This window comes from Paenarthrobacter sp. TYUT067 (genome assembly GCF_023656375.1).
Taxonomy (GTDB): Bacteria; Actinomycetota; Actinomycetes; order Actinomycetales; family Micrococcaceae; genus Arthrobacter.
On sequence record NZ_JAMOIT010000027.1, the window covers coordinates 24,683 to 46,653 of the forward strand.

The 21,971-nt window shown below is 64.0% G+C and carries 15 protein-coding genes; 8 read left to right on the forward strand and 7 right to left on the reverse strand.

What is annotated here, in order from left to right; translation table 11 throughout:
* Nucleotides 1-8: 8 nt before the first annotated feature.
* The 4 genes from MOD31_RS19915 (at nt 9) to MOD31_RS19930 (ending at nt 3,148) form a co-directional block, all read left to right on the forward strand.
* On the forward strand, nt 9-914 hold the full coding sequence (locus tag MOD31_RS19915) for an FAD-dependent oxidoreductase (RefSeq protein WP_166841408.1): 906 nt from the start codon (nt 9-11) through the stop codon (nt 912-914).
* 115 nt (nt 915-1,029) lie between these two features.
* Nucleotides 1,030-1,722 carry a deoxyribose-phosphate aldolase gene (deoC, locus tag MOD31_RS19920; protein ID WP_250821490.1) on the forward strand — a complete coding sequence of 231 codons (693 nt, stop codon included), beginning with the start codon at nt 1,030-1,032 and terminating at the stop codon, nt 1,720-1,722.
* Nucleotides 1,723-1,774: 52 nt separating this feature from the next.
* Nucleotides 1,775-2,002 carry a hypothetical protein gene (locus tag MOD31_RS19925; RefSeq protein ID WP_142939818.1) on the forward strand — a complete coding sequence of 76 codons (228 nt, stop codon included), beginning with the start codon at nt 1,775-1,777 and terminating at the stop codon, nt 2,000-2,002.
* A gap of 198 nt (nt 2,003-2,200) precedes the next feature.
* Nucleotides 2,201-3,148, forward strand: a complete 948-nt coding sequence (locus MOD31_RS19930; protein ID WP_250821491.1) for a right-handed parallel beta-helix repeat-containing protein — start codon at nt 2,201-2,203, stop codon at nt 3,146-3,148.
* A gap of 12 nt (nt 3,149-3,160) precedes the next feature.
* Here the strand turns inward: MOD31_RS19930 and MOD31_RS19935 are convergent, their stop codons facing one another.
* The gene (locus MOD31_RS19935; RefSeq protein ID WP_142939820.1) at nt 3,161-3,970 is read right to left on the reverse strand and encodes a metal-dependent hydrolase; all 810 of its coding nucleotides are present in this window, start codon (nt 3,968-3,970) and stop codon (nt 3,161-3,163) included.
* A 4-nt stretch (nt 3,971-3,974) separates the two neighbouring features.
* The gene (gene mfd, locus MOD31_RS19940) at nt 3,975-7,607 is read right to left on the reverse strand and encodes a transcription-repair coupling factor (protein WP_223942107.1); all 3,633 of its coding nucleotides are present in this window, start codon (nt 7,605-7,607) and stop codon (nt 3,975-3,977) included.
* A 109-nt stretch (nt 7,608-7,716) separates the two neighbouring features.
* Here mfd and MOD31_RS19945 point away from each other — a divergent pair, with 109 nt between their 5' ends.
* From MOD31_RS19945 to nhaA, 4 genes are all read left to right on the forward strand, one after another.
* Complete coding sequence (locus MOD31_RS19945; protein ID WP_223942106.1) at nt 7,717-9,243, forward strand: SDR family oxidoreductase; 1,527 nt, start codon at nt 7,717-7,719, stop codon at nt 9,241-9,243.
* 47 nt (nt 9,244-9,290) lie between these two features.
* The gene (locus MOD31_RS19950) at nt 9,291-9,788 is read left to right on the forward strand and encodes a DUF2505 domain-containing protein (RefSeq protein WP_142939823.1); all 498 of its coding nucleotides are present in this window, start codon (nt 9,291-9,293) and stop codon (nt 9,786-9,788) included.
* 1 nt (nt 9,789) lies between these two features.
* Complete coding sequence (locus MOD31_RS19955) at nt 9,790-10,011, forward strand: SCO4848 family membrane protein (RefSeq protein WP_142939824.1); 222 nt, start codon at nt 9,790-9,792, stop codon at nt 10,009-10,011.
* Nucleotides 10,012-10,168: 157 nt separating this feature from the next.
* Nucleotides 10,169-11,500 carry a Na+/H+ antiporter NhaA gene (gene nhaA / locus MOD31_RS19960; RefSeq protein ID WP_250821492.1) on the forward strand — a complete coding sequence of 444 codons (1,332 nt, stop codon included), beginning with the start codon at nt 10,169-10,171 and terminating at the stop codon, nt 11,498-11,500.
* Between the two features lie 22 nt (nt 11,501-11,522).
* On the opposite strand, the gene sufU is transcribed toward nhaA, so the two are convergent.
* The 5 genes from sufU to MOD31_RS19985 form a co-directional block, all read right to left on the reverse strand.
* Nucleotides 11,523-11,975, reverse strand: a complete 453-nt coding sequence (gene sufU, locus MOD31_RS19965) for a Fe-S cluster assembly sulfur transfer protein SufU (RefSeq protein ID WP_250821493.1) — start codon at nt 11,973-11,975, stop codon at nt 11,523-11,525.
* A gap of 69 nt (nt 11,976-12,044) precedes the next feature.
* On the reverse strand, nt 12,045-13,370 hold the full coding sequence (locus tag MOD31_RS19970) for a cysteine desulfurase (RefSeq protein WP_142939827.1): 1,326 nt from the start codon (nt 13,368-13,370) through the stop codon (nt 12,045-12,047).
* 89 nt (nt 13,371-13,459) lie between these two features.
* Nucleotides 13,460-16,006 (reverse strand): ATP-binding protein, encoded by a 2,547-nt coding sequence (locus MOD31_RS19975; RefSeq protein ID WP_166841414.1) that lies wholly within the window; start codon nt 16,004-16,006, stop codon nt 13,460-13,462.
* Between the two features lie 471 nt (nt 16,007-16,477).
* A complete protein-coding gene (locus tag MOD31_RS19980) occupies nt 16,478-19,138 on the reverse strand; it encodes an AAA family ATPase (RefSeq protein ID WP_250821494.1) in 2,661 nt (886 codons plus the stop codon).
* Between the two features lie 41 nt (nt 19,139-19,179).
* On the reverse strand, nt 19,180-21,912 hold the full coding sequence (locus tag MOD31_RS19985; RefSeq protein WP_250821495.1) for a LuxR C-terminal-related transcriptional regulator: 2,733 nt from the start codon (nt 21,910-21,912) through the stop codon (nt 19,180-19,182).
* Nucleotides 21,913-21,971: the final 59 nt, after the last annotated feature.

A 21,971-nucleotide genomic window follows, 5' to 3' on the forward strand; every position in this document is an offset into this window, starting at 1 on the left:
GGCCAAACATGTCCGCCATCCCGTCCGCACCTTCCCACCACATCGTCATTGCAGGCGCAGGCCCAGCGGCCCAGGCCTTGGTGCGGCGACTCGCCGGCGGGTCCGACTCCCGGCAGCGCGCCTTCCGGGGAACCATCACGGTACTCAGCAACCGCGACGAGTGCCCTGAGGCCCTGTTGGAACTCGCCGAACTCCCCCAGGTCTCGGTCCGCTTCGGCCAGGCGGCCAGCTTCATTGACGCCGATGCAAGGATCGTCACCACCGTGGACGGCATGGAGTTCTCCTACGACCAGTTGGTCATCGCCACCGGCTCGGCCCCGGCCCTTCCGCCAGTGGCAGGCGCCGAATCAGGCCTGAGCTACTCCACCATCGATGACGCCGTTTCCATCGGCGAAGCGGTCAAAGACGTCACCCGGTTGGTGGGCCGCCGCCCGCTGGGAATCCTGGTGGGTAACGGTCCTGCAGCGGGCCAGGCTGAGGCCGTGTTGCGGGCCCGCGGAGTCCGCCCCGTCCGCACAACCCTCCGCCCCACCGCCGTCGTGCCTTTCCCGGGCACTGAGACCGGCACCGGACCAGACGCCCGTCCTCAAGGTTCCACACTGCCGGCAACCGGCATCCTCTTCGAAGATGGCAGCAGCATGAAGGGCGACTTGGTGGTCCTGGCCGAGGAACGCACTGCCCGCAACGACCTCGCCGAAAGCGCCGGACTCACAATAGCCTCCGACGGCGGCATTTCAGTGGGGCGCGACCTCACCACCTCCGTGCCGGGAATCTGGGCGATCGGCGATGCCGCATCCTGCGACGGTCTTCGCCTGGGTCTGCTTCTCTCCGCCGAGTCCTCTGCAATGTTGTGCGCCTCGGGCTTGCTGCTCGGTGCAGGGAAAGAGGATCAGCAGGCACTGCTGGCCGCATGAGCTGCTGCTGGCGGGGGCCGGAGAGGCCCCCGGCGCATGTGGCAAGATGGTCCTTTGACGGGCAGTGACAACCCTGCGGCCACCGGGCCGGCCACGCCCTGCACGGAAGGATTCCATGAGCAACGAAGCCGTCGCCCCTGCAAATATCGCCTCCTACATTGACCACACACTGTTGAAGCCTGAGGCCAGCGAGGCTGACGTCCTCAAGGTGTGCGCGGAGGCCGTCGACTACAAGTTCAAGTCAGTCTGCGTCAACCCGGTGTGGGTCAAAACCGTCACCAAGGCCCTCAAGGGTTCCGGTGTGCTCACGTGCTCGGTGATCGGTTTCCCGCTGGGCGCCACGCCGAGTGACGTGAAGGCTTTTGAGGCCCGGGGTGCCGTGCTGGACGGCGCGGATGAAATCGATATGGTGATCAACATGGCCTCCGCCCGCGCCAATGACAAAGGCGCGCTGGTGGATGACATCCGGGCTGTGTCCGAGGTAGTCCACGCCGGCCAGGCCATCTTGAAGGTCATCATTGAAACATCCATGCTGAGCGATGAGCAGAAGGTGATCGCGTGCGAAGCCGCTGTGGAAGCGGGGGCGGACTTCGTTAAGACTTCCACCGGTTTCAATGGCGGCGGCGCAACCGTTGAAGACGTTGCACTGATGCGCAAGACTGTGGGACCGGACCTGGGCGTCAAAGCCTCCGGTGGCGTGCGGTCCCTGGCTGATGCACAGGCTATGATTGCTGCTGGTGCAACACGTATCGGAGCGAGTTCCGGAATTGCCATTGTCAAAGGTGAACAGGGTTCATCTGCCTACTAAGGCTTCCGCTGCCGTCAGAGATTTTGAGCCCTGCGGGGCCGAGGAGGAATGAATGTCCAAGAACGCCACAAGCGCCCCCATTGAAAAAGAGAATAGTCTCGTCCAGAGCATTGTGCTGTTCGTGGTCATGATCGCGCTCTTCCTGGGCGCCATCTACTCCCTGTCCTTCCTGACGCTGGATAACCCGTGGCCGATGGCCGTGTGCCTCGGCCTGTTTGCCTTGGCTTTCTGGATCCCGCAGACCGTTTTTGGCCGCTCTGACTCCGCAGGCGAAAGCTAAGCGCTGCTCATGACGTTGAATGGCCCAGGCTCCTGCCTGGGCCATTCCTTTTTGCTGGCCCTTTCCCTGGCTGCCACACTGCTTCTCACAGGCTGCGGTGGGCCCATACCGCCGGGTCAGTCAGATGCACCCCGGGGAGCAGAACCCGGGCCCTGCCATACCAACGGAAGCAAGGCCGGCAGCGTCCAAGAATGGAGGGTGGGCGGCTACCTGGACCCGCAGGACACGTCCACGTCCCTGCAGCAGGCCATAGACACAGCGTCCAAGAGCGGCGGAGCGATCGTCCAACTCCCCGACGGTGTCTTCACCCTGGAGCGCCCCCTCATTCTCAAGAGCAACGTAACCCTCCGTGGAGCAGGACCGGCAACCGTCCTGAAAGCGGGCCCGGAGTTTCTGGAATTCGAGGGACCGTTCGGTGGGCACCCCCTGATCACCACCAATGGCGCACAGAACGTAACCATCGCCCAACTCACCGCAGACCAAAATGGTGACGAATTGGAGGGCAACCTCCCGGGACGCCTGCACGAGTACCTGGTGGATGTCCGTCACTCCACCAACGCCTTGGTGGAGGGCGTCACCACCCGCAATCCCTACACCTATTCAATCGCGGTGGTGGCCAGCAGCGATTTCTGCGTCCGGAACAACAACACTCTGGTGACCAGCAGCGGCCGCTACGATCAGCTGGACGGCATTCACATCACCGATTCCCATCATGGCCTGGTTGAGGGCAACACCGTTGACCAGCGGCAGGGGGCGGATGGCGACGACGGCCTCGTGGCCCAGGCCCTCGGCGCACCCGTTCATGATGTGACGTATCGAAACAACGACGTCCGCGGCGGATCGCACGGCTCCGGCCTGCAATTGGCCGTTGGGACGCATGAGATCTACAACATCACCGTGGACGGCAACCGATTCTGGGGTTCTCCGGACGGAATCAAAACCGGATACTACGACGACGGCGCCGCTGCGGTCCGCGACGTTGCGGTAAAGAACAACGAGTTCTTCAACCTTCAAGGCCCGTGGCTCAACTTCCACGGCGATTTGGAGAACATCGTGGTGACAGATAACGTCACCTGCCACGCCGGCTCCATCATGCTTGAGGATGCGCCCGGGAACGTTCTGGCCAACAATGGGACACGCTGCTGACTTAGCGGCCTGTCACGGCAATTGCACTACCCCGCCCAGAGCCGCCAGCACGCCGGGCCAATGCTGTTGAGCCAGAGTCCACGCGGCCACGCCCATGCCCACCATGGCGTAGCCACTGACTGGTATCAGGACCAACCACTCCCGGCGGGAACCAGCCCGTCCCAGCAACGGGATGGAGAAGGCCCCATTCGGCCGCCAAATACCCCGGATCACGGATTTGCGCAGGAACTTCGGTGGTTTGATGACAATGGGCCATAGGAGTGGCACCCCGCCAACGGTGATCATGTCCCCCACGATGTGCACCACCACCCCGGTGAGCATGGACAGCGGCAGCCAGCCCCATTGATCCGGCGCGAACCAGGTCACCAGGCCAGCCATCACCACAGCGAAGAGCCAGTTGGTGATCCAGCCTGACTTCGGGAACAAGTTCAGGGCTTTGGCTGCCAGGTTGATCATGAACATGCAGAGCAACCCCGCGCCGATGGAAAGCTTGCCTACAGGGGTCACCATCTGGAACTGGGCCGCCATGGCTGCGAGCACCACAAACGCGGAAGCTCCCAACAACGAATGAGTACCCTGTCGGTGCCCGCCGCTGGCTTTTTCTATCCCCACCGCAATCACATTGGACAGCGGCGGCAGCGAGTTGGCGATGGTGCTGTGCCGGTGGTCCCAGTCCACCACCAAAGCAGTTCCCGCCGTCGCCATGGCGCCAATCAAAATTCCGGTGGAATCCAAGGGGTACCAGCCCAAGGCGTACGGGCCTGTTGAGGCAATGGCAATCCACGCCGCGGCTCCCGACGCGGCGTGATGTCCTCCCATCATGCAGTTAGCCAGCCTTCACGGGTACATCAGCGAAAATCGCTTCAATGACGTTGTTGGCCCACTGAAGGATCTCGGCGTCCTGGAGGTCCCGTCCGCCGATCCTCGCGGTCTTGGGCTTGGGAATCAGCACCGCGTCCAAGGCAGGCTTCACCTGCGAGCCCGGATACATGCGGTTGAGGCGCATGGTTTTGGACTCGGGCAGTTGCGCCGGCGAGAAGCGGATGAAGTTGCCTTGAAGTGCGACGTCGGACAGGCCGGCTTCGCGGGCACCTACCCGGAAGCGCGCCACGGCAATGAGGTTTTGGGCAGGCAGCGGCGGCTCGCCGTAGCGGTCCACAAGCTCCGCCAGGACTTCCTCGATGGCCTCGTACGTGATGGCGGAAGCCAGCTTCCGGTACGCCTCCAGGCGCAACCTTTCGCCGGGTACGTAGTCGTGCGGCAGGTGGGCGTTGACAGGCAGCTCGATTTTCATCTCCGCGGCCTTCTCTTCGGCCTCGCCGCGGTACTCGGCAACAGCCTCACCCACCAGGCGAATATAGAGGTCGAAGCCCACGCCCTGGATGTGGCCGGACTGTTCGCCACCCAGCAGGTTGCCCGCTCCACGGATTTCCAAGTCCTTCATGGCCAACTGCATGCCCGCACCGAGCTCGTTGTGCGCGGCCACCGCTTTGAGGCGCTCCAACGCCACCTCGCCCAAGGGTTTCTCCGAGGGGTACAGGAAGTAGGCGTAGGCACGTTCCCGGCCACGGCCAACACGGCCGCGGAGCTGGTGGAGCTGCGAGAGGCCGTACTTGTCAGCACCGTCCACAATCAAGGTGTTGGCGTTGGAGATATCCAAGCCGGTCTCAATGATGGTGGTGCAGACCAGGACGTCGAAACGCTTTTCCCAGAAGTCCACGATGATCTTCTCAAGGCGGCTCTCCGACATCTGCCCGTGGGCTACTTCCACACGGGCTTCGGGCACCAGTTCGCGGATCTGGGCGGCGATGCGTTCAATGGACGAGACGCGGTTGTGGACAAAGAACACCTGGCCTTCGCGCATGAGTTCACGGCGGATCGCGGCGGAGGTCTGCTTGTTGGTGTACGGGCCCACGTAGGTCAGCACGGGGTGGCGTTCCTCCGGCGGGGTGGCCAGCGTGGATGTTTCGCGAATACCGGTCAGCGACATTTCCAGGGTTCGCGGGATCGGCGTGGCACTCATGGCCAGTACATCCACGTTGGTGCGCATTTTCTTGAGCGCTTCCTTGTGCTCCACACCGAAGCGCTGCTCCTCGTCAACAATCACCAGGCCCAGGTCCTTGAACTGAAAATCCTTGGACAGAAGCCGGTGGGTGCCGATCACCACATCCACGGCGCCGCTCTTGACGCCCTCAGCTGTTTCCTTCGCTTCCTTGCTGCTTTGGAAGCGGGACAGCGGCTTTACCCTCAGGGGGAAGCCGGAAAAGCGCTCGGTAAACGTTTCGTAGTGCTGCTGCGCCAGCAGGGTGGTCGGCACCAGAACCGCCACCTGCTTGCCGTCCTGGACGGCTTTGAAGGCTGCCCGTACGGCGATTTCGGTCTTGCCGTAGCCCACGTCGCCGGAAACCAGACGGTCCATGGGGATCTCCCGCTCCATGTCCGCCTTGACCTCATTGATGGTGGTCAACTGGTCCGGCGTTTCCACATAGGGGAACGCCTCTTCAAGCTCGCGTTGCCAAGGAGTATCGGCCGCGAACGCGTGACCCCGGGAGGCCATGCGGGCCGAGTACAAGCGAATCAGCTCACCGGCGATTTCCTTGACGGCCTTGCGTGCCTTGGACTTGGTGCTGGCCCAGTCCGCGCCACCCATCTTGCTCAACGCCGGCGCATCTCCGCCAACGTACCGGGTCACTTGATCCAGCTGATCGGTGGGGACGAAGAGCCGGTCACCCGGCGCGCCGCGCTTGGACGGCGCGTACTCCAGCACCAGGTACTCACGCAGCCCGGCGTCCGAGGACGACGTTCCGGCCACCTTGCGCTGGATCAGTTCCACGAACCGGCCAATTCCGTGCTGCTCATGCACCACGAAGTCGCCGGCGTGCAGCTGCAACGGGTCCACGGCATTCCGCCGCTTGGACGGCATACGGCGCATGTCCTTGGTGGAACTGGCCGTGGCACGGCCCAACAAATCAGCTTCGGTCAACAGGCCAAGTTTGAGGCCGTCCAGGACAAAACCGCGTCCGACGGCGGCGGTTGTCACCTCGATGATGCCCGGCTGGGGTTCCTTATCCAGGGAGTCAACGCGGGAACAGGGAATCTCGGCATCGTGGAACAGCTCCGCCAAACGCTGGGCGGGCCCGGGACCATCGGTCACCACCACCACACGCCACTGCTCACGCACACGGGAGCCGATAAACTCCAGCATCTCGGCCACGTCCCCCTGGTAGCCACGAGGTTCGCGGGCACGCATGTTGAGCACATCAATGTCCAGGACCAGGTCCTCGTCCGAGGCAAGCGATGTGATGGACCACCAGGACACGCCATGTTCCAAGGCGGCCGAGCGGGTGTCGGTGAGCGAGCGGAAACTGGCGGCGTGCAAGTCAGTGGAAGCCTGGGACGAGAGATCAAGGGGCGCCGCACCGCCGTCGGACGCTGTTGACCAGGCAGCTTCCAGAAATTCCTCGTTGGTGGCTGCGAGGTCGTGCGCGCGGGTGCGCACCTTCTCCGGTTCGATGACCACAGACAGCGAGCCGGCCGGGAGCTGGTCCACGAACGGAACCATGGCATCCACCAGAACAGGTGCCAGCGATTCCATGCCTTCAACAGCGATTCCGCCGGCGATCTTCTCCAGCATGTCAGCCGCGGCAGGCATGTCAGCCTTAAGTTTGGCTGCACGGGACATCACGGACGCGGTAATCAGGATCTCCCGGCAAGGGGGCGCGTGGAGCTCAGTGGGGTGGTGAATTCCAGGTGCTGACAGCGAGCGCTGGTCTGCCACGGCGAACCAGCGCATCTGGTCCACTTCATCTCCGAAGAACTCCACGCGGATGGGGTGGTCCTCAGTAGGCGGGAAGACGTCAAGGATGCCGCCACGGACGGCGAACTCGCCGCGGTGCGTCACCATGTCAACGCGGGCATACGCGGCATCGGACAGGGCACGGACAACTTCCGTGAAGGAACGTTCCTGCCCCACCTGCAAGGTGACGGGGACCAAGTCACCAAGGCCGGCCACAATCGGCTGGACCACGGCGCGAACCGGGGCTACCACCACACGCAAGGGGGCCGCCGTCGAGCTTTCCGGGTGCGTCAGGCGGCGCAGGACCGAGAGGCGGCGGCCAACGGTGTCCGAGCGTGGCGAAAGCCGTTCGTGCGGGAGGGTTTCCCAGCTGGGGAAGGTGGCCACGGACTCTGCCGGGAGGTAGGAGGCGAGCGCCGCGGTGAGGTCCTCGGCTTCACGGCCGGTTGCGGTGACTGCCAGGACCACGGGGGCACTGTCACCGTCGACGCCAGCGGAAGCCAGGGCGTCGGCCATTTCGGCGAGCAACACCGCGCGCATCCCTTGGGGGGCGCTGATCTGGTAGTCGGCGTTCCGGTCGCTGAAGGACCGCTGCGCCTCCGTGCGAACGCGCGCAAAAGTCTTGTCCTCCGCCAGTGCGCGGCGCAGACCGTTGAGGCTCATGGCAGAAACTCCTAGGGTGGGTCCAAGGGCAGGCAACACAAATGCCCGGAAATTCAGATGAATGCCGGGTCATTCCAGCCTACCTCTACCCCCAGCCACAGGAGTTCCATTGCAGCCTTCGGAAGCTACGCATTCCAATACCCCGCAGGAGACCAAGACAGTACTGGTCACAGGCGCCACCGGCTACATCGGCGGGCGACTGGTCCCCCGGCTCCTTGAAGCCGGCCACAAGGTCAAGGTCCTTGTCCGCACGCCACAGAAGATTGCCGATGTTCCGTGGCATGACGAGGTTGAGATCATCCAGGACAGCCTTTCCGATGCCCATAGCCTGGCCGCTGCCCTGACCGGCGTGGATGTGCTCTATTACCTGGTGCACTCCATGGCCTCCGGCAGCGGATTTGAAGCCAAGGAAGAATCCATGGCGAAGCTCGTGGCGGGAGCGGCCGCGGATGCGGGTGTGGACAGGATTGTCTACCTGGGCGGACTGCACCCGGAGAACGAGGATCTTTCCATCCATATGCGTTCCCGGGAGACCGTAGGCCGGGTTTTCCTTGAATCGGCGGTTGACTCCATCGTGTTCCAGGCCGGTGTGGTCATCGGTTCGGGTTCGGCCTCTTTCGAGATGATCCGGCACCTGGCAGAGACGCTCCCGGTCATGCCGGCGCCCAGCTGGGTCAATAACAGGGTTGAGGCGATCGCCGTCCGCGACGTCCTGCATTACCTTGTAGCTGCGGCTGCCATCCCGGAGAAACTGAACCGATCCTTCGACATTGGGTCCCGGGACGTCCTGAAATACAAGGACATGATGAACAAGTACGCCGTGGAGCGTGGGCTCCCGCGGCGACTGGTGATCGCCCTCCCCGTGCCCGCGCCCAAGCTCGCTGGCCTGTGGGTTGCGCTGGTGACTCCCATTCCGTTGTCCATGTCCCTGCCCTTGGTGCAGTCGCTGCAGCATGACGCGGTGTCGCGGGAGCACGACGTCGACCGTTACATTCCACAGCCCGACGGCGGCCTGACGCCCTACCGGCGTGCCGTCGCTTTGGCTCTGGGCAAGGAACGGGACGGACAGGTGGAGACCACGTGGGCCAACGCCGGCATTGACGCTGATCCCCTGCCGAGCGACCCCGACTGGGCCGGGTACAAAGTGTTCTTGGACGAACGGACCTTCCACAGCGAAGCCAAGCCTGAACACGTTTGGACCATTATTGAGGGAATCGGCGGCAAGAACGGCTGGTACTCCCTTCCCTTGGCGTGGCGGGTCCGGGGCTGGCTGGACAAGTTGCAGGGCGGTGCAGGGCTCTTGCGCGGACGCAGGCATCCCAAGACCCTGAACACGGGCGAGGTAGTGGACTGGTGGCGGGTGGAGGCGATTGACCGTGGACACCTGCTGCGCTTACGGGCCGAGATGCGGGCTCCCGGCGGTGCTTGGCTTGAGTTGTCGGTAGAGCCCGACGGCAGCGGCAGCCTCTACAAACAACGGGCCATCTTCTTCCCCCGCGGTTTGGCAGGAAGGCTCTACTGGTTGGGCGTTTATCCTTTCCATGGGTTCATCTTCCCTTCCATGGCCCGCAATATTTCCGCGGCGGCCACCACCCTTCAGGAGGCCGGTTCCGGGGTGTCCACCGAGACACCGTAGGATGTTGGGAGCTAAAAAGCTTCACCACAACCATCCACGGAGGACCCATGGCCCTGAGTGCATCCACCACCCTGCCCCACAGCGTTGACCGCGTAGCCGCAGTCTTTGTCAACGAGGATTTCCTGCGTCACACCAGCGAATACGTGGGCGGCTCCTTGGAATCGTTCACCGTTGACGGCGACACCGCCGGCGCTTTCACCACCACCACGGTTCGTACGCTGCCCACCACGCGCCTGCCGGACATCGCACGCAAGTTCGTTGGCGAAACGCTCAAGGTCACCCAGACCGAGAAGTGGGAAGCCCCGGCTGCCGACGGTTCACGGTCCAGCACCATTGACCTGAAGATCGCCGGCGCTCCGCTCGATGTCTCTGCGGTGCAGCGTCTGGTGGCCGAAGGCGGCAGCACCCGGATCGAGCTTGAAGGCAACGTGACCTCCTCGGTTCCGTTCCTCGGTGGCAAGATCGCCGATGCCGCAGAGCCCATGGTTGGCAAGGCCCTGGGAATCCAGTCGCAGCAGGCCCAGGCCTGGCTCGAAAGCCACTAGCGTGGAGATCCCCGCAATCCTGGCGATCGTCCTGATCGTTGCCGGCGTCTGGTCCTTGGTGGTGTGGCCGCAGTTCCTCAAGCGCGTCATGAAGGACCCCCGCGCCCGCGATGCAGCCGGGAAGGCCACCAAGTTCCTCACGGTCCACGTTGTGCTGGTCACCATCTCCATGGTGCTCGGACTCGCGACGGCGGGCATAGGGATCGCGGGCCTGATCGCCTAACCCTCACCCAACTGAGTCGCAGTAGTGCGCGTTCTGAGAGCTCACAACGCGCACTACTGCGACTCAGTTGGGTAGGATGGGTAGTGGTGTGCCGGGAAGTCTGGTCGGCGGTTCTTTTGCCGTACCGCGAATGCCCGCCCACTCTTGAGGAGCCCCAGTGCCCCACCCATCGAGCCAGCCCGCAGCACCCGAGCCCGACTCCAGCAGCTCCAGCAAAGTCTTCTCGCGCTCCACATACCCCGAATATCGCCGGATCCTCTCCATTCTCCGTACGGAAACGGTGGGCGGCGCACTCCTTCTGGCAGCTACCGTGGTGGCGCTCATCTGGGCGAACTCCCCTGCAGCAGACGGCTATTTCGCACTCCGAGACGTCAAGATCGGCTACGAACCCTGGCATCTTGAATTGAGCCTTGGCCACTGGGCTTCGGATGGCCTGCTGGCGGTGTTCTTCTTCCTGGCAGGACTTGAACTCAAACGCGAATTCGTGGCCGGGGAACTCCGTAAACCTTCCAAAGCCGTTGTCCCCGTCGCTGCTGCTGTTGGTGGCGTGGTGGTGCCGGCCCTGATCTACGTCCTCTTCAACCTGGGAACAGCCGGAGAGACGCTCAAAGGCTGGGCTATTCCCACAGCCACGGACATCGCCTTCGCCCTCGCGGTGCTGGCCGTCATCAACACGCACCTGCCCGCCGCACTACGGACGTTCCTGCTGACGCTCGCCGTGGTGGACGACCTCATCGCCATCGGCATCATCGCCTTCTTCTACTCCACGGGGCTCCAGCCGCTCATGCTTTTGGCCGCCCTGGTGCCGCTTGCCCTCTTCACGTTCCTGGTGCAGAAGCGGATCCGCAGCTGGTACCTCTTGCTGCCCCTCGCTTTGGCCACGTGGGGCTTCGTCCACGCCTCCGGTATCCACGCCACCGTGGCCGGAGTGCTGTTGGGCTTCGCCGTTCCCGTCCTGGCCAGCGGCAAAAAGGGAGAACCGGCAGAGGGCCTGGCCGAGCACCTCGAACACAAACTACGCCCCTTCTCGGCAGGCTTTGCCGTACCTGTTTTCGCGTTCTTCTCCGCAGGCGTGGCCTTGGGCGGACTGGACGGCATGGGAGCCGCCCTCAGGGACCCCGTGGCGCTCGGGATTGTTGCAGCATTGGTGGTGGGCAAGGCCGTGGGTGTCTTCGGCACCACGTTCCTGGTCACCAAAACCACGCGCGCAAGCCTGGACTCCAGCATCGCCTGGATCGACCTCTTCGGGCTGGCACTGCTGGCCGGCATCGGTTTCACGGTCTCATTGCTGATCGGCGAATTGAGCTTCGGCGCCGGCTCCGCCCATAACGACCACGCCAAAGTGGCCATCCTGGCAGGCTCCTTGATCTCGGCGCTGCTGGCCGCCGTCGTGCTTAAGGCCCGCAACCGGCGCTACCGCCAAGTGCAGGCAGACGAAGAACGGGACGACGACGGCGACGGCGTACCTGACGTTTTTGCCCGCGCCTAAGGCGGACGTGCTCCGCTAGAGGCTAGGCGGTGGCCTGGTTGAGCGCGTCCTCAGCGGCAACCCAGGAGATCATGGCGCATTTCACGCGTGCCGCGTAACGGGCCACGCCTTCGAAGGCGGCGGCATCGCCCAGGATCTCCGGGTCTGCCTGTAGTTTTCCGCGGGACCGGAGCACCTCGCGGAAATTATCGATGACCGAGTGGAGCTCCTCCACGGACATGCCCTCGCCAAGTTCGCTAAGCACAGAAGCTGAGGCCATGGAGATGGAGCAGCCCGCACCGTCCCAGCGGATCTGCTGAACGGTTCCGTCGGAGACTGCGAGCCGCAGCGTCACCTCATCCCCGCACACAGGGTTCAGCTGGTGCGATTGCCCGGTGGATGTACCGTCCGGCGCACCCGTTTCCGCGAGGCCGCTGCCGTGCCGCTGCTTGGAGTGGTCCAGGATGATCTGTTGGTACAGCTGGTCAAGACTCATGATGCTTGGTGCCTCTTCTGGGGAAAATCGTTGGTTGACGGCTGTGCGGCCAAAGGCCTGTGCCGCGTGTCAGGCCTGGAAGTAGGCCCGGACACCCGAAACTGCGTCCAGGAAAGCGTCGACGTCGTCCGTGGTGTTGTAGAGGTAGGTGCTGGCGCGGGTGGTTGCCGTCAGGCCCAGGCGCCGGTGCAGCGGCTGGGCGCAGTGGTGACCGACGCGAACGGCGATGCCGCGGTCATCAAGGAACTGTCCGACGTCGTGCGCGTGGACGCCGGCGACGTCGAAAGCTGCCAGGCCGATCCTTTCAGACCCTGAGGCCGGACCGACGACGCGGATGCCCTCGATTGCCTCAAGCCCCTTCACCAGACGCTGGCCCAGCGTCGACTCCCACGCATGGATGCGGTCGATCCCGGTCTCGGTGAGGTAGTTCACGGCGGTTGCGAGCGCAACGGCCTGGGAGATGCGCTGGGTTCCGGCTTCGAACCGCTGCGGTGCCGGCAGGTACTCGGCCCGTTCCATGGTGACCGTAGTAATCATGGATCCGCCCGTCAGGAACGGCGGCAACACATCCAGGAGTTCCTGCTTGCCGTAAAGCACCCCTACCCCGGTGGGGGCCAGCATCTTGTGGCCGGAGAACACGGCGAAATCGACATCCAGTCCTTTGACGTCCACAGCCATGTGCGGAACGGACTGGCAAGCGTCCAGGACCACCAAAGCACCGACGCGGCGGGCCATGGCTACGAGCTCGGCGACGGGGTTGATGGTGCCCAGGACGTTGGATGCGTGGCTGAAGGCAAGGAGCTTGGTCCGCTCCCCCACGATTTCCGCGGCGGCATCAAGCTGCAAGGTGCCGTCGTCCGCAATCGGGATGTACTTCAGGGTGGCGCCGGTCCGGAACGCCAGTTCCTGCCAGGGAATCAGGTTGGCGTGGTGTTCCATTTCGGTGACCACGATCTCATCGCCCGGACCGATGGCCAGGTCCTTCAGCGCGGACCCACCCCTTCCCTGTGCTGCCCAGAGAGCGGCGTTGGACAGGGCGTAGCTGATGAGGTTCAGGCCCTCGGTGGCGTTGGAGGTCCACACTGTTTCCTCGTACTGCGCACCGATGAAATCCGCCACGGCCTGGCGGGCGTCCTCGAAGACCTCCGTGGCTTCCACGGCAAGGTGGTGGGCGCCACGATGAACAGCGGCGTTGCGTTGCTCGTAGTACTCCTGCTCGGCTTCGATGACACTGAGCGGATTTTGCGATGTAGCGCCGGAGTCCAGGTAGATCAAGGGTTTGCCGTTGACCAGCTGGTCCAGCACCGGGAAATCATTCCGGATCCGCAACACCTCCGCGTTGTCCATGGCATGCATGGATCGCTGCAGTGAGGCGGGAGTTGATACGGCAGTCAAGGGACGCTCCTTGGAAATCCTTCAGGGACTCCTCATTATCCCACGGTGGCCCCTGCCGTGCGGTGCCGCAGGTGTGCCGTACAGCACGTTCAGCCGCCGGCCCTCCCGGGCACCCAGCCCAGCGGTGGAACCATCCCGCTATCGAAGGCGGCCCGGAGCCTCCCCAGGAGCACCGAGGCCCGGCGGCTGGCGGCAGCCCGGGTCCTGGCCTCGTAACCCGCTGCGGCCCGGGAATAGCACAGGGCGGCGTGGGCAAACTGCCGGTCCGCGGACAGGCTCCGGCCCGCCGCTTCAAGTGCTTTGGGGTCGTTGCCCACCAGGGCGGCTGCAAACGTCCCCCATGCTGCCCCGCCCGGACCATGAACAGTTGCTGCCAGCGCGCCAAGGCGTCGCTGGATCGCGGGATCGTCGACGGCGGCACTGGCCGGGTTAAGTGTCAGGAGGGAGAACACCTCTGCCTCCATCAGGATGCTGCCTTGGGCGTGCACATGTTCCGCCAGAGCCATCAGGTGTGTTGACGTCCCGGCAACCTGGTCCTGCGCCGCTGCGACGTACACGGCAGCGAGTTGCGACAACAGACCAGGCTGTGCCCCCAGAGCATGTTGAGTGAAGAGTCCGGACGGATCCGCTGAATGTCCTGCTGCTTGGTCGGAGTCATGCTGAACGGACACCCCGGCGGCTTCCTGCGCAGTCATGCTCTGCCGGGCCTTGGCCAAAGCCTGCCGGGTGTTCCCGCACAGCGCCTCGGAGTAGGCCAGCAGGGCCGCAGCCAGAGCAAGGACTGGCGGCAGACCGGCGTCGTGCAGTTCTGCCAGGACCGGTTCCAAGGTGGCACGGGCTGCACGCGGGAGTCCCTGGCTGAGCTGGACGTAACCGCGGGCGACGTCCAGGCACGCCGAGAGGTGCATCGGCAGGGTGTAATGGGCGGGAGTATCCACCAGCGGATCCGCCGGTTCCCAGGCCAGGTTGTACCGCAGGCCCATCACGTGCCGGAGCAGTACCCCCGGCAGGAACATGTTCAAGGTGGGATCGGCGTTGATGGCTTCCATGGCTGCTGTTGACCTTTTCAAGGCTTCCGGGGCGGCCCCGGACAGCAGCAGACGCTCGGCTTCGCGCACATTGTTCATGATCAATAGGGCGGCGTCAGTGGGCTCCCCCGGCCGCTGATGGGTGAACTCAGACCCGGCAGGTAGGGATGCAGCACCCAGCAGCCCCAGAGCCAGCAACCGGTGCGCGGCATCGATCTTCACTTCAGGGATCCCGCCTGCGGTTGCCAGCTGCCGAAGTTCCGGACCTGCTTCCTGGAGGTGGCCCTCGGCGATCAATGCCCGCGCCCTGACCAGTCTGGCCTCGTCCAGGTGATCCTCGCCCGTCACTGCCGAGGCGGCCCTCAGAGCAAGCTCGGCGGTGGACGGCCTGTCAGCGGCGGGTGCGGCAGCAAGGAGAAGTTCGTCGGAGAGGCTCAGCCCGCAGTCCAGGGTCCACGTGATCCATCGCAGCAGGGCAGGCGCCGTCTCCGTAGTCAGCTCAGGTTCCTCCACGCCCAGCCGAAGGGCCATGCTCCGCGAGCGCGGCACGGACAGCCTGGTCCCCTCCCCGCGCAGCCAGGAACTTGTGCTGAGCAGCGGGGGCGAGCCTGGCAGCAGCCTGATGTGGTGATTGGTGAGGAGATGTTCAATGGCTTTCTGACCGAAGTGACGCTCCACCACCTCAAGCGCCACGGGCTCTGAGAGCGCGATGAGTTCGAGCGCCTGGCGCTCTTCAGGGGGGCGCGAAATGTTCTCCGCCCGGACATGCTCAACCACGCCGGGCCATTCACAGCGGGCCCGGACATCGATGGTCCAGTAACCATCAACCCGGACCAGGAACCCGGAGCGGCGCGCGTCGTCGACCGCCAGGCACAGCAATCCCACGTTGAAACCGCTCATTGCGGCAAGGAGGCTGCTCGCGCGTCGCTGGACATGCCCGCCAAGGATGGACTGGCACAAAGCGTGTGCCTCACTGAAGGTAAAGGGTGGGAGGAAGTACTGCTCCAGGAAGCCGTCTTCCCAGAGCTGGTAAAGATCAGGCGGGAGGGGGTGTCGGCTTTCCGCCGTGGCCACCAAGGTGGCACCGAAGCCCGGAATGAGTTGCAGCAGGACCGCCAGTGAGGCCGGATCGATGTAGTGGATGTCGTCCACCAACAGGACCAGCTGCGGCCGTGCCGGTTGAACGTGCCGCTTGTTCCGGCGTCGTCCGCGTGAGGGTGTGTACAAGTAGTCGGCCGGCCCCAGAGTACTGGTCAGGGCCCGGAGAACGTGCAGGCCCGGCGCCACGGCCTCGTCGGCCGCTGCCGCCGCCCCTGCCGTTGCCCCTGCCGTTGCCGAAACGGCGCCTAAAGCGCCGAATTGAAGGGCCCGGCGTTCCGGTTTTCCGCTGAAGGTGCGGACGTCGACGGTCTCGGGAAGTCCCTCTTTGACGGAAAGAAGAAGGTGGCTCTTTCCGGAGCCCCGCTCTCCCACCACCACGATGCCGCTGGTGGACGGGGACGGGACTGCCGAGAGGATGAGGTTTAGAAGTTGCGTTCTATCGGGAAATGTTGATGGCCTCAGACCGGCTGTGACGGTGTCTTCGTCCAGCCAAGGGTCCGGCAACATGCACACTCCAATAGCAGCAGTCCCATGATCCGGGAAGGGTTTTTGGGTTCCGCGGTGCGCGGATCCCTGTCCTAGAAGCCGGCGGCGGCTGGGGGGAGAGTCTCGGTCTCAGAAGACTCTGTCGCCGCCGGCTTCGTACAGGGCCGGACCACCTTTCGATGGCCGGAGCATCGGCTCAAGAGACCTCCGATGCGGGTGATGCGATTTCCGGAATCCCGGTGATGCTTGGGGCTGAACCGTTCTTCCAAGATCAATACTGCCGGGGCGCAACATGCCGTACATCAGTAGTTGGTACTCGAAAAGTGGGCCGCTTTTTTCCCGCCGGTACTCTGTTGTACTCAGTCCCCGGACAGGGCACTACTTGGTTGCGACACGAAATACCCGCGCATTACTCCATTGATTGGTTAAATCCCGCGCGATTCCAAGGGCAGCTGCTTTAACGGCGATTTTGCAGGTACTCAGGCGGCGTCGTCAGTGACGGACGGCAGCACCCAGGTCTTCCCGCCTGCGGATACCCAGTTTGGCGTAGCTCCGGTACAAGTGGCCTTCCACGGTCCGGACCGAAACCATGAGTTTCTCGGCAATTTGACGGTCGGTCAGGCCCGAAACAGCCAATGCCACAATGTCCTGCTCGCGTCGGGTCAGTGGCACAGACCGGTCCGCCTCGGTTTGGGGGTCGTGGACCAGGGCGTCGCCCAGGGTTGCCTCATTGACATCCCGCAGTACCGCAGCTTGTCGCGCTTCCGGGCGTTTGCCTTCGGCGTCGAAAGTCACAGCCGCTTTGTCGAACGCTACGGCGGCCGGCCCGGGCATCCCGGATGCTGCCAGGAGGTTGCCTGCGTTCACCAGCCCTTGGCCCTCACCGCGCAACTGCGCCGCCGCCAGGGACTGCCAGCCGGTTGCCCAGCTTCCTGCCATCGACGACGCCGTTTCCTGGATTGACTCCAAGGCCTGGACGTCCCCGGCTTCAGCCCTGAGGACCAGGTTTTGGAGCAGAATGCCCGGCAGCCGATGAAGATGACCCGATTCCGGTAGACCACTAAGTTTCGGCAGCCCGGTGCCCTTGCTGAGAAGTTCCTCGCCAGCAAGGCGGAACAGCTCCGCAAGGGCCTCAACGTAGGCACCACCGGCGGCAGCACCACACTGCTCGCTCTCCAGTCGGCTGGCCAGCGATGCGTTGCCGGACCTGGCCGCCGCGTAGAAGGCAAGGGCCGTTCCAAGGCTTCGCAGCTGCAGCGGGTCCCTGACGCGGAGAGCCTCGACGGCGGGCGTCAGCAGTTCCTCGGCCTTCTCCAATCGGCCCTGACGCAGCAATGACAAGCCTTTGAGCGCCTCAAGATCACCGCCAAAATAGATCAGCCCCCTGGCCGTGGCAGCACCGTACCGGTCCAGGGCAGTCCCGGCTGCCTCCCAGTCTCCAGCCTCCAAGGCGGCAAGCGTGTAGCGCAGCAGCACGAAGTCGCTGATGTAGAGAATCTCATGGTGGTGCTCGTCCAACAGCAGCAAAGCTTCACGCCCGGCGTCCAGCGCCTCCACGGCTTGGCCCTCCACCGTCAACAGCTCGCACTGCATCGCACGAAGGAATATCCGGTTCAGGGCAAGATCGGGGCCATCCGTTGCAAACTTCTCGGCAAACCGGTCCAGGCCCTCGCGGAGTTCCTCGTAGTGGCCGTCACTGGCCAGGACCGCCAATTCCACTGCCCGGACGTGCCCTTCGACCCGTTGGAGCACAGAATCCGACGACTCCCGCTCACCCATCAGGGCTTTTGCCGCGGCCCAGGCATCAGCCACAATGTCAGCCGGCGAGTCTCCCGCGGCGGCGCGCGCGGCAGCCCACAGCAGGCCTGCGCCCACGGGGCCGGCCGCGTCAGCATCCAGGAACCCGGAGCCTTCCTCCAACAGTCGGACGGCACCGCGGTAGTCGCCGTCGTTGTATTTGACCATGGCCATGACGGCGCGTGCCCGCGGGCGCAACTCCTCCGAGCGGACCTTGGCAGCCGCCGCTAATGCCAGCGGGTACTGGAGCGTCTTGGCGGCCAGGAAGGCTGCCTGCAGCAGCCGTTCATCATCGACGTCGGCACCACAGTCCAGGGCCCAGCCCACCATGCGCAGCAGGCCCTCCTCCGTGGACGATTCTCCTGGAAATTGCTGCACCATGCGCTGGCGGATCTGCAGGCTGCGGGCGGGCGAAACGATCTGCCGGAGCGCCTCACCGTACATGGGGTGCCACATCCTGAGGGGCCCGCCGGGTCCGTTGGCAGAGACCACAAGCCGGTTATCCATCAACGCCCGTACGGTGTCCCTGCCTACCAGCGTATCCAGCACCGCGGCAGGGACGGGCTCGGATAAGGCAATGACGTACATCGCCTCCCGTTCGGCTTCGCTGGTACGCAGGACCCTGTTTCGGACTACATCGGCAAGGTTTTCCCCGCCCCCGGAAAGTGCACGGGTCAGGAGCCACACTCCGTTTCGACGGACCAGGTTTCCATCAGTCCTGGAGTCCTCCAGGAGGCAGTGAAGCAGCAAGGGGTTGCCCTCGGACATGGCGTGCAGGGCTTCGGCCGCACTGGACATGACCGCTCCCCCAAGGGTCTTTTCCGCCAGCTCCGTAACAGTGACCTGATCCAGCGGATGGAGCTCCAAGCGCTCTGCCAATCCGTCATACCAGAGTTGCAGCAACGCCGCAGGCAAGCCGGGCCTGGGCCTGCTGGTGGCTACCAGCCGCGCCCATCCGGCGGTGACCAGCTCGGCCAAAATCTGGGTGCTACCTTCATCGAGATCGTGGGCATCGTCCACGATCAGCAGCAGGCGGGCACCTTCCCCGCCACGCCGTTGCTCGAACTGGGACCAGAACTCGCGCAGGATCGCCACAGGCGAGGTTGCCTGCTCCACGGGAAGATCCAGCAGATAGGGAGCCAGGACTCCATAGGGAACCGCGGACAAAGCAGGGCTCCCGTGAACCTGCATCACCACCATCTCCCCAGCCAGGCGGGCGGCGATTTCGGCTGCCAGGGCGGTCTTGCCAATTCCGGAATCGGCAACCAGAAGCACAGCCCCGGCGCCTTCCTGCCTCAGGATCTCCATGGCCAGTTCGAGTTCCGCGTCCCGGCCTACAAGGTGCTCAGCCCTCATGGGCAACCCGCGCCGGGGCTACGGAAGTTGCACGCCGCAGTTCACAGCAGCCCATTGAGCTCGCCCCGAGACGATACGCCGAGCTTGGTGAACACCTGGTACAGATGACCTTCTACAGTTCGCACAGACACCCCAATATCCATCGCGATTTCGCGGTTGCTGACACCCTTTCCCGCGAGTTTAGCAATCTGGCGTTCCCGTTCGGTCAATACCGGCGCGTCGCTGCGTGGCTGGATCGGTAACGCCGGGACGGAATGCTCCAACCTTTCGAGCCGCAGCTGTGCCGTTCGGGCCGCCGTGGTCTCGCCGGCGTCCCTGGCGAAGTCAAGCGCCATGGCCACGCAGCGGGCTTCAACCACCAGCAGATCCAGTGCCGCTGCGGCGTCTGCTGCCGCAAGCAGCGAGCGCGAGCTCTTCGTCAGGGCGCCGCGTGCAAGGTCACCGGAGATCTTGGCCAACGGTCCTTGGCGTCGGCCGGCAATGTCTTCCAGCAGCCGGTATTCCTCATCCGTGCCTTCCACTGTGGCCCCAAAAAGGTTGATGCCGGCGGTGGTGAACCGCTGCTGCTCCATGTCGTTCCGCACCCGGGCCAACAGACGTTGCTTCACGTCCGGGTCTCCCATCCAGCGCCCGGCCATCTCTGCACAAAACTCAGCCACGGATTCGGAGAAGAAGGTCCCCACTCCCCTGCAGGTGCGGAACAAGTCAAGGTATCGGCCGGCCTCCACGGAATTGCCCAATTGAGCATAGGCAAAAGCGGTGGCTGCGTAAGCAACCTTGTTCATGTTCATACTGGGCCGCAGTTCGAGCTGGGCGACGGCCGATCGCAGGGGTTCAATTGCGCTGGCTGGCTTACCTGCGTATGCGAATGCGAGCCCAATTCCCAGTTCGGTGAGCGCGCCCCTGTATTGGAGGCGTGAGGAGCCCGAGGGCGTGCGGCGCATCAGTTCGATACATTTGCGCCATTGGCCGGACAGCAGGAGCACCAGGAACGCATGCTTGGCGAAGGATTCCTCCAACTGTGCCGGGCGGTCCACGTCCCCCAAGTGCCGTGAAACGGTTCGAGCAAGTTGTTGCGCCTCCAGTTCCCTGCCCAGCATGCAGCGGGCCTCAATCAGGAAGAAGGAGGATTTGAGCCAGTGTTCAGGGTCCTCCGAGGAATCCTTGGCCTGCTCGGCTTCCAAGTCCTCAATCATGGCGGCGTACTCACCAGTGAAGGTTTTGTACTCGTAATTACATAGCTGCAGGCGGTTACGCGCCTTTGCCATGGCCTGCGCGGGATAGTCCTTGGCCTTGGATTCGAGCGTCTCCAAGCAGGCGGCGATCACTCCCGGCACCATACCGGACCGTCCGTCGATCCACGTCATTGCCTGGCATTTTGCTGCGGTGACTTCAGCGAACTCCAAGGGGTCCAAGGCACTCATGCGGGATTCGGGCACTTCATCCAGGGCCTGGGCCGCATGCAGTGGCAGGTCCAGCATAAGGTAGGCCGCAGCCTTCAGACGCTGTCCGGGCACCCATTCACTGTCCTGAGGGTCCAACGACAGGGTGCATTGGATAGCGAAGTTGGGATCGTAGTCATCCAACGCCGCCCGCCCGGCCGCAAGCGCATGCGCGGGCGACGGCGCCGGCTCATCCTCGGACGCGTGCATCCATGCCGCATAGCTCAAGAGATCCTGCGGCGCCAAGGCCTGCAGCTCGGGTTCTTTGGGACCGTGCAGCATCAGGCGCAGCTCACGCATGCGGCGGGTGCTCAGCCAACCCCGGACAACTTCTCCTACATACGGGTCCCGGAGCGAGACCCAGTGCTCACCGGTCTTTTCTATCGTCAGCAGTGCCGCCTCTTCCATGTCCACCAGGACGTCGGCGCCGAAGATCGCTGCAAGATCCAGTAACGTTGCGCGCTGCGCGCAGGCCAGGATTTCGACGACGGTCCTGCTGGCTTGCGGTTCGCGCGCCAGCCTGGAACGGACAAAGTCCTCCACCACCGTGGCACCCTCAAGATTGATCCGATCACGCAGTGTCCAGACGGAGTCGTTGAGGACCAGGTTGCCCGAATGCCGCTGCTCCTCAAGAAGAGCATGCAGGAGCATGGGGTTGCCGCCCACTGCCGAGTGCAGTGAACCCACCAGGGTTGAAGAAACGTAATGGCCAAGAACCGAGCCGAGGACCTGTTTGGTCTGTTCCTCGCTGAGGGTGTTCAGATGAACCTCGCCCAGCACTCCTTCAAGGACCAGCCGGTGGAAATCGGCGGGGAGGTCACTGGCGCGTTGGACGGTGGCGATGACTTTTGCGGTGCCGGTAGCCATAAGGTTCAGCAGCACCCCGGTGCTCATGGGATCCATGCCGCCGGCGTTGTCCACGATGAACACGGTCTCCCGGCCGGCGGCCTCTGACCTGATCAGGTTGGTGACCGCGTGCAGTATGCCGGTGGGCGAACCCACGGCCTCCGAAGGCAGCCGGGCAAGCAGGAAGCCAAGGCATCCGTAGGGGGTCTGACCGCTGGCTACAGTGTTACGCAGCTGGAGGCTGTGGACTTTGGGGCCGAGTGAGGACACCACGGCCCTCGCCAGGCCCGACTTTCCGATCCCCCGCTCCCCCGTGAGGACCACGCCGTAGGAATCGGGTGATTCCAGATGCTTGCTCGCCTTGGACAAATCGTGGCTCCGGGCCAACAGCGACCATGTTTGACGGTCTGTTGGGCCGCCCAACAGATCGGGAGCCGCAGCCCTCGCTGCGCCTCCACCGCTCCTGTTTAGCAACTCCGCCGACATCCGCATCCTTAGCTACACATTCGCGGTAGTCCCCCACCGCTTACCTGCGTACCATGCAC

What these genes read in the sequence shown, in the direction of transcription:
- MOD31_RS19915 (WP_166841408.1), top strand. Translation starts at nt 9, where the DNA reads ATGTCCGCCATCCCGTCCGCACCTTCCCACCACATCGTCATTGCAGGC.
- deoC (WP_250821490.1), top strand. Translation starts at nt 1,030, where the DNA reads ATGAGCAACGAAGCCGTCGCCCCTGCAAATATCGCCTCCTACATTGAC.
- MOD31_RS19925 (WP_142939818.1), top strand. Translation starts at nt 1,775, where the DNA reads ATGTCCAAGAACGCCACAAGCGCCCCCATTGAAAAAGAGAATAGTCTC.
- MOD31_RS19935 (WP_142939820.1), bottom strand. Translation starts at nt 3,970, where the DNA reads ATGATGGGAGGACATCACGCCGCGTCGGGAGCCGCGGCGTGGATTGCC.
- mfd (WP_223942107.1), bottom strand. Translation starts at nt 7,607, where the DNA reads ATGAGCCTCAACGGTCTGCGCCGCGCACTGGCGGAGGACAAGACTTTT.
- MOD31_RS19950 (WP_142939823.1), top strand. Translation starts at nt 9,291, where the DNA reads ATGGCCCTGAGTGCATCCACCACCCTGCCCCACAGCGTTGACCGCGTA.
- sufU (WP_250821493.1), bottom strand. Translation starts at nt 11,975, where the DNA reads ATGAGTCTTGACCAGCTGTACCAACAGATCATCCTGGACCACTCCAAG.
- MOD31_RS19975 (WP_166841414.1), bottom strand. Translation starts at nt 16,006, where the DNA reads ATGTTGCCGGACCCTTGGCTGGACGAAGACACCGTCACAGCCGGTCTG.
- MOD31_RS19980 (WP_250821494.1), bottom strand. Translation starts at nt 19,138, where the DNA reads ATGAGGGCTGAGCACCTTGTAGGCCGGGACGCGGAACTCGAACTGGCC.
- MOD31_RS19985 (WP_250821495.1), bottom strand. Translation starts at nt 21,912, where the DNA reads ATGTCGGCGGAGTTGCTAAACAGGAGCGGTGGAGGCGCAGCGAGGGCT.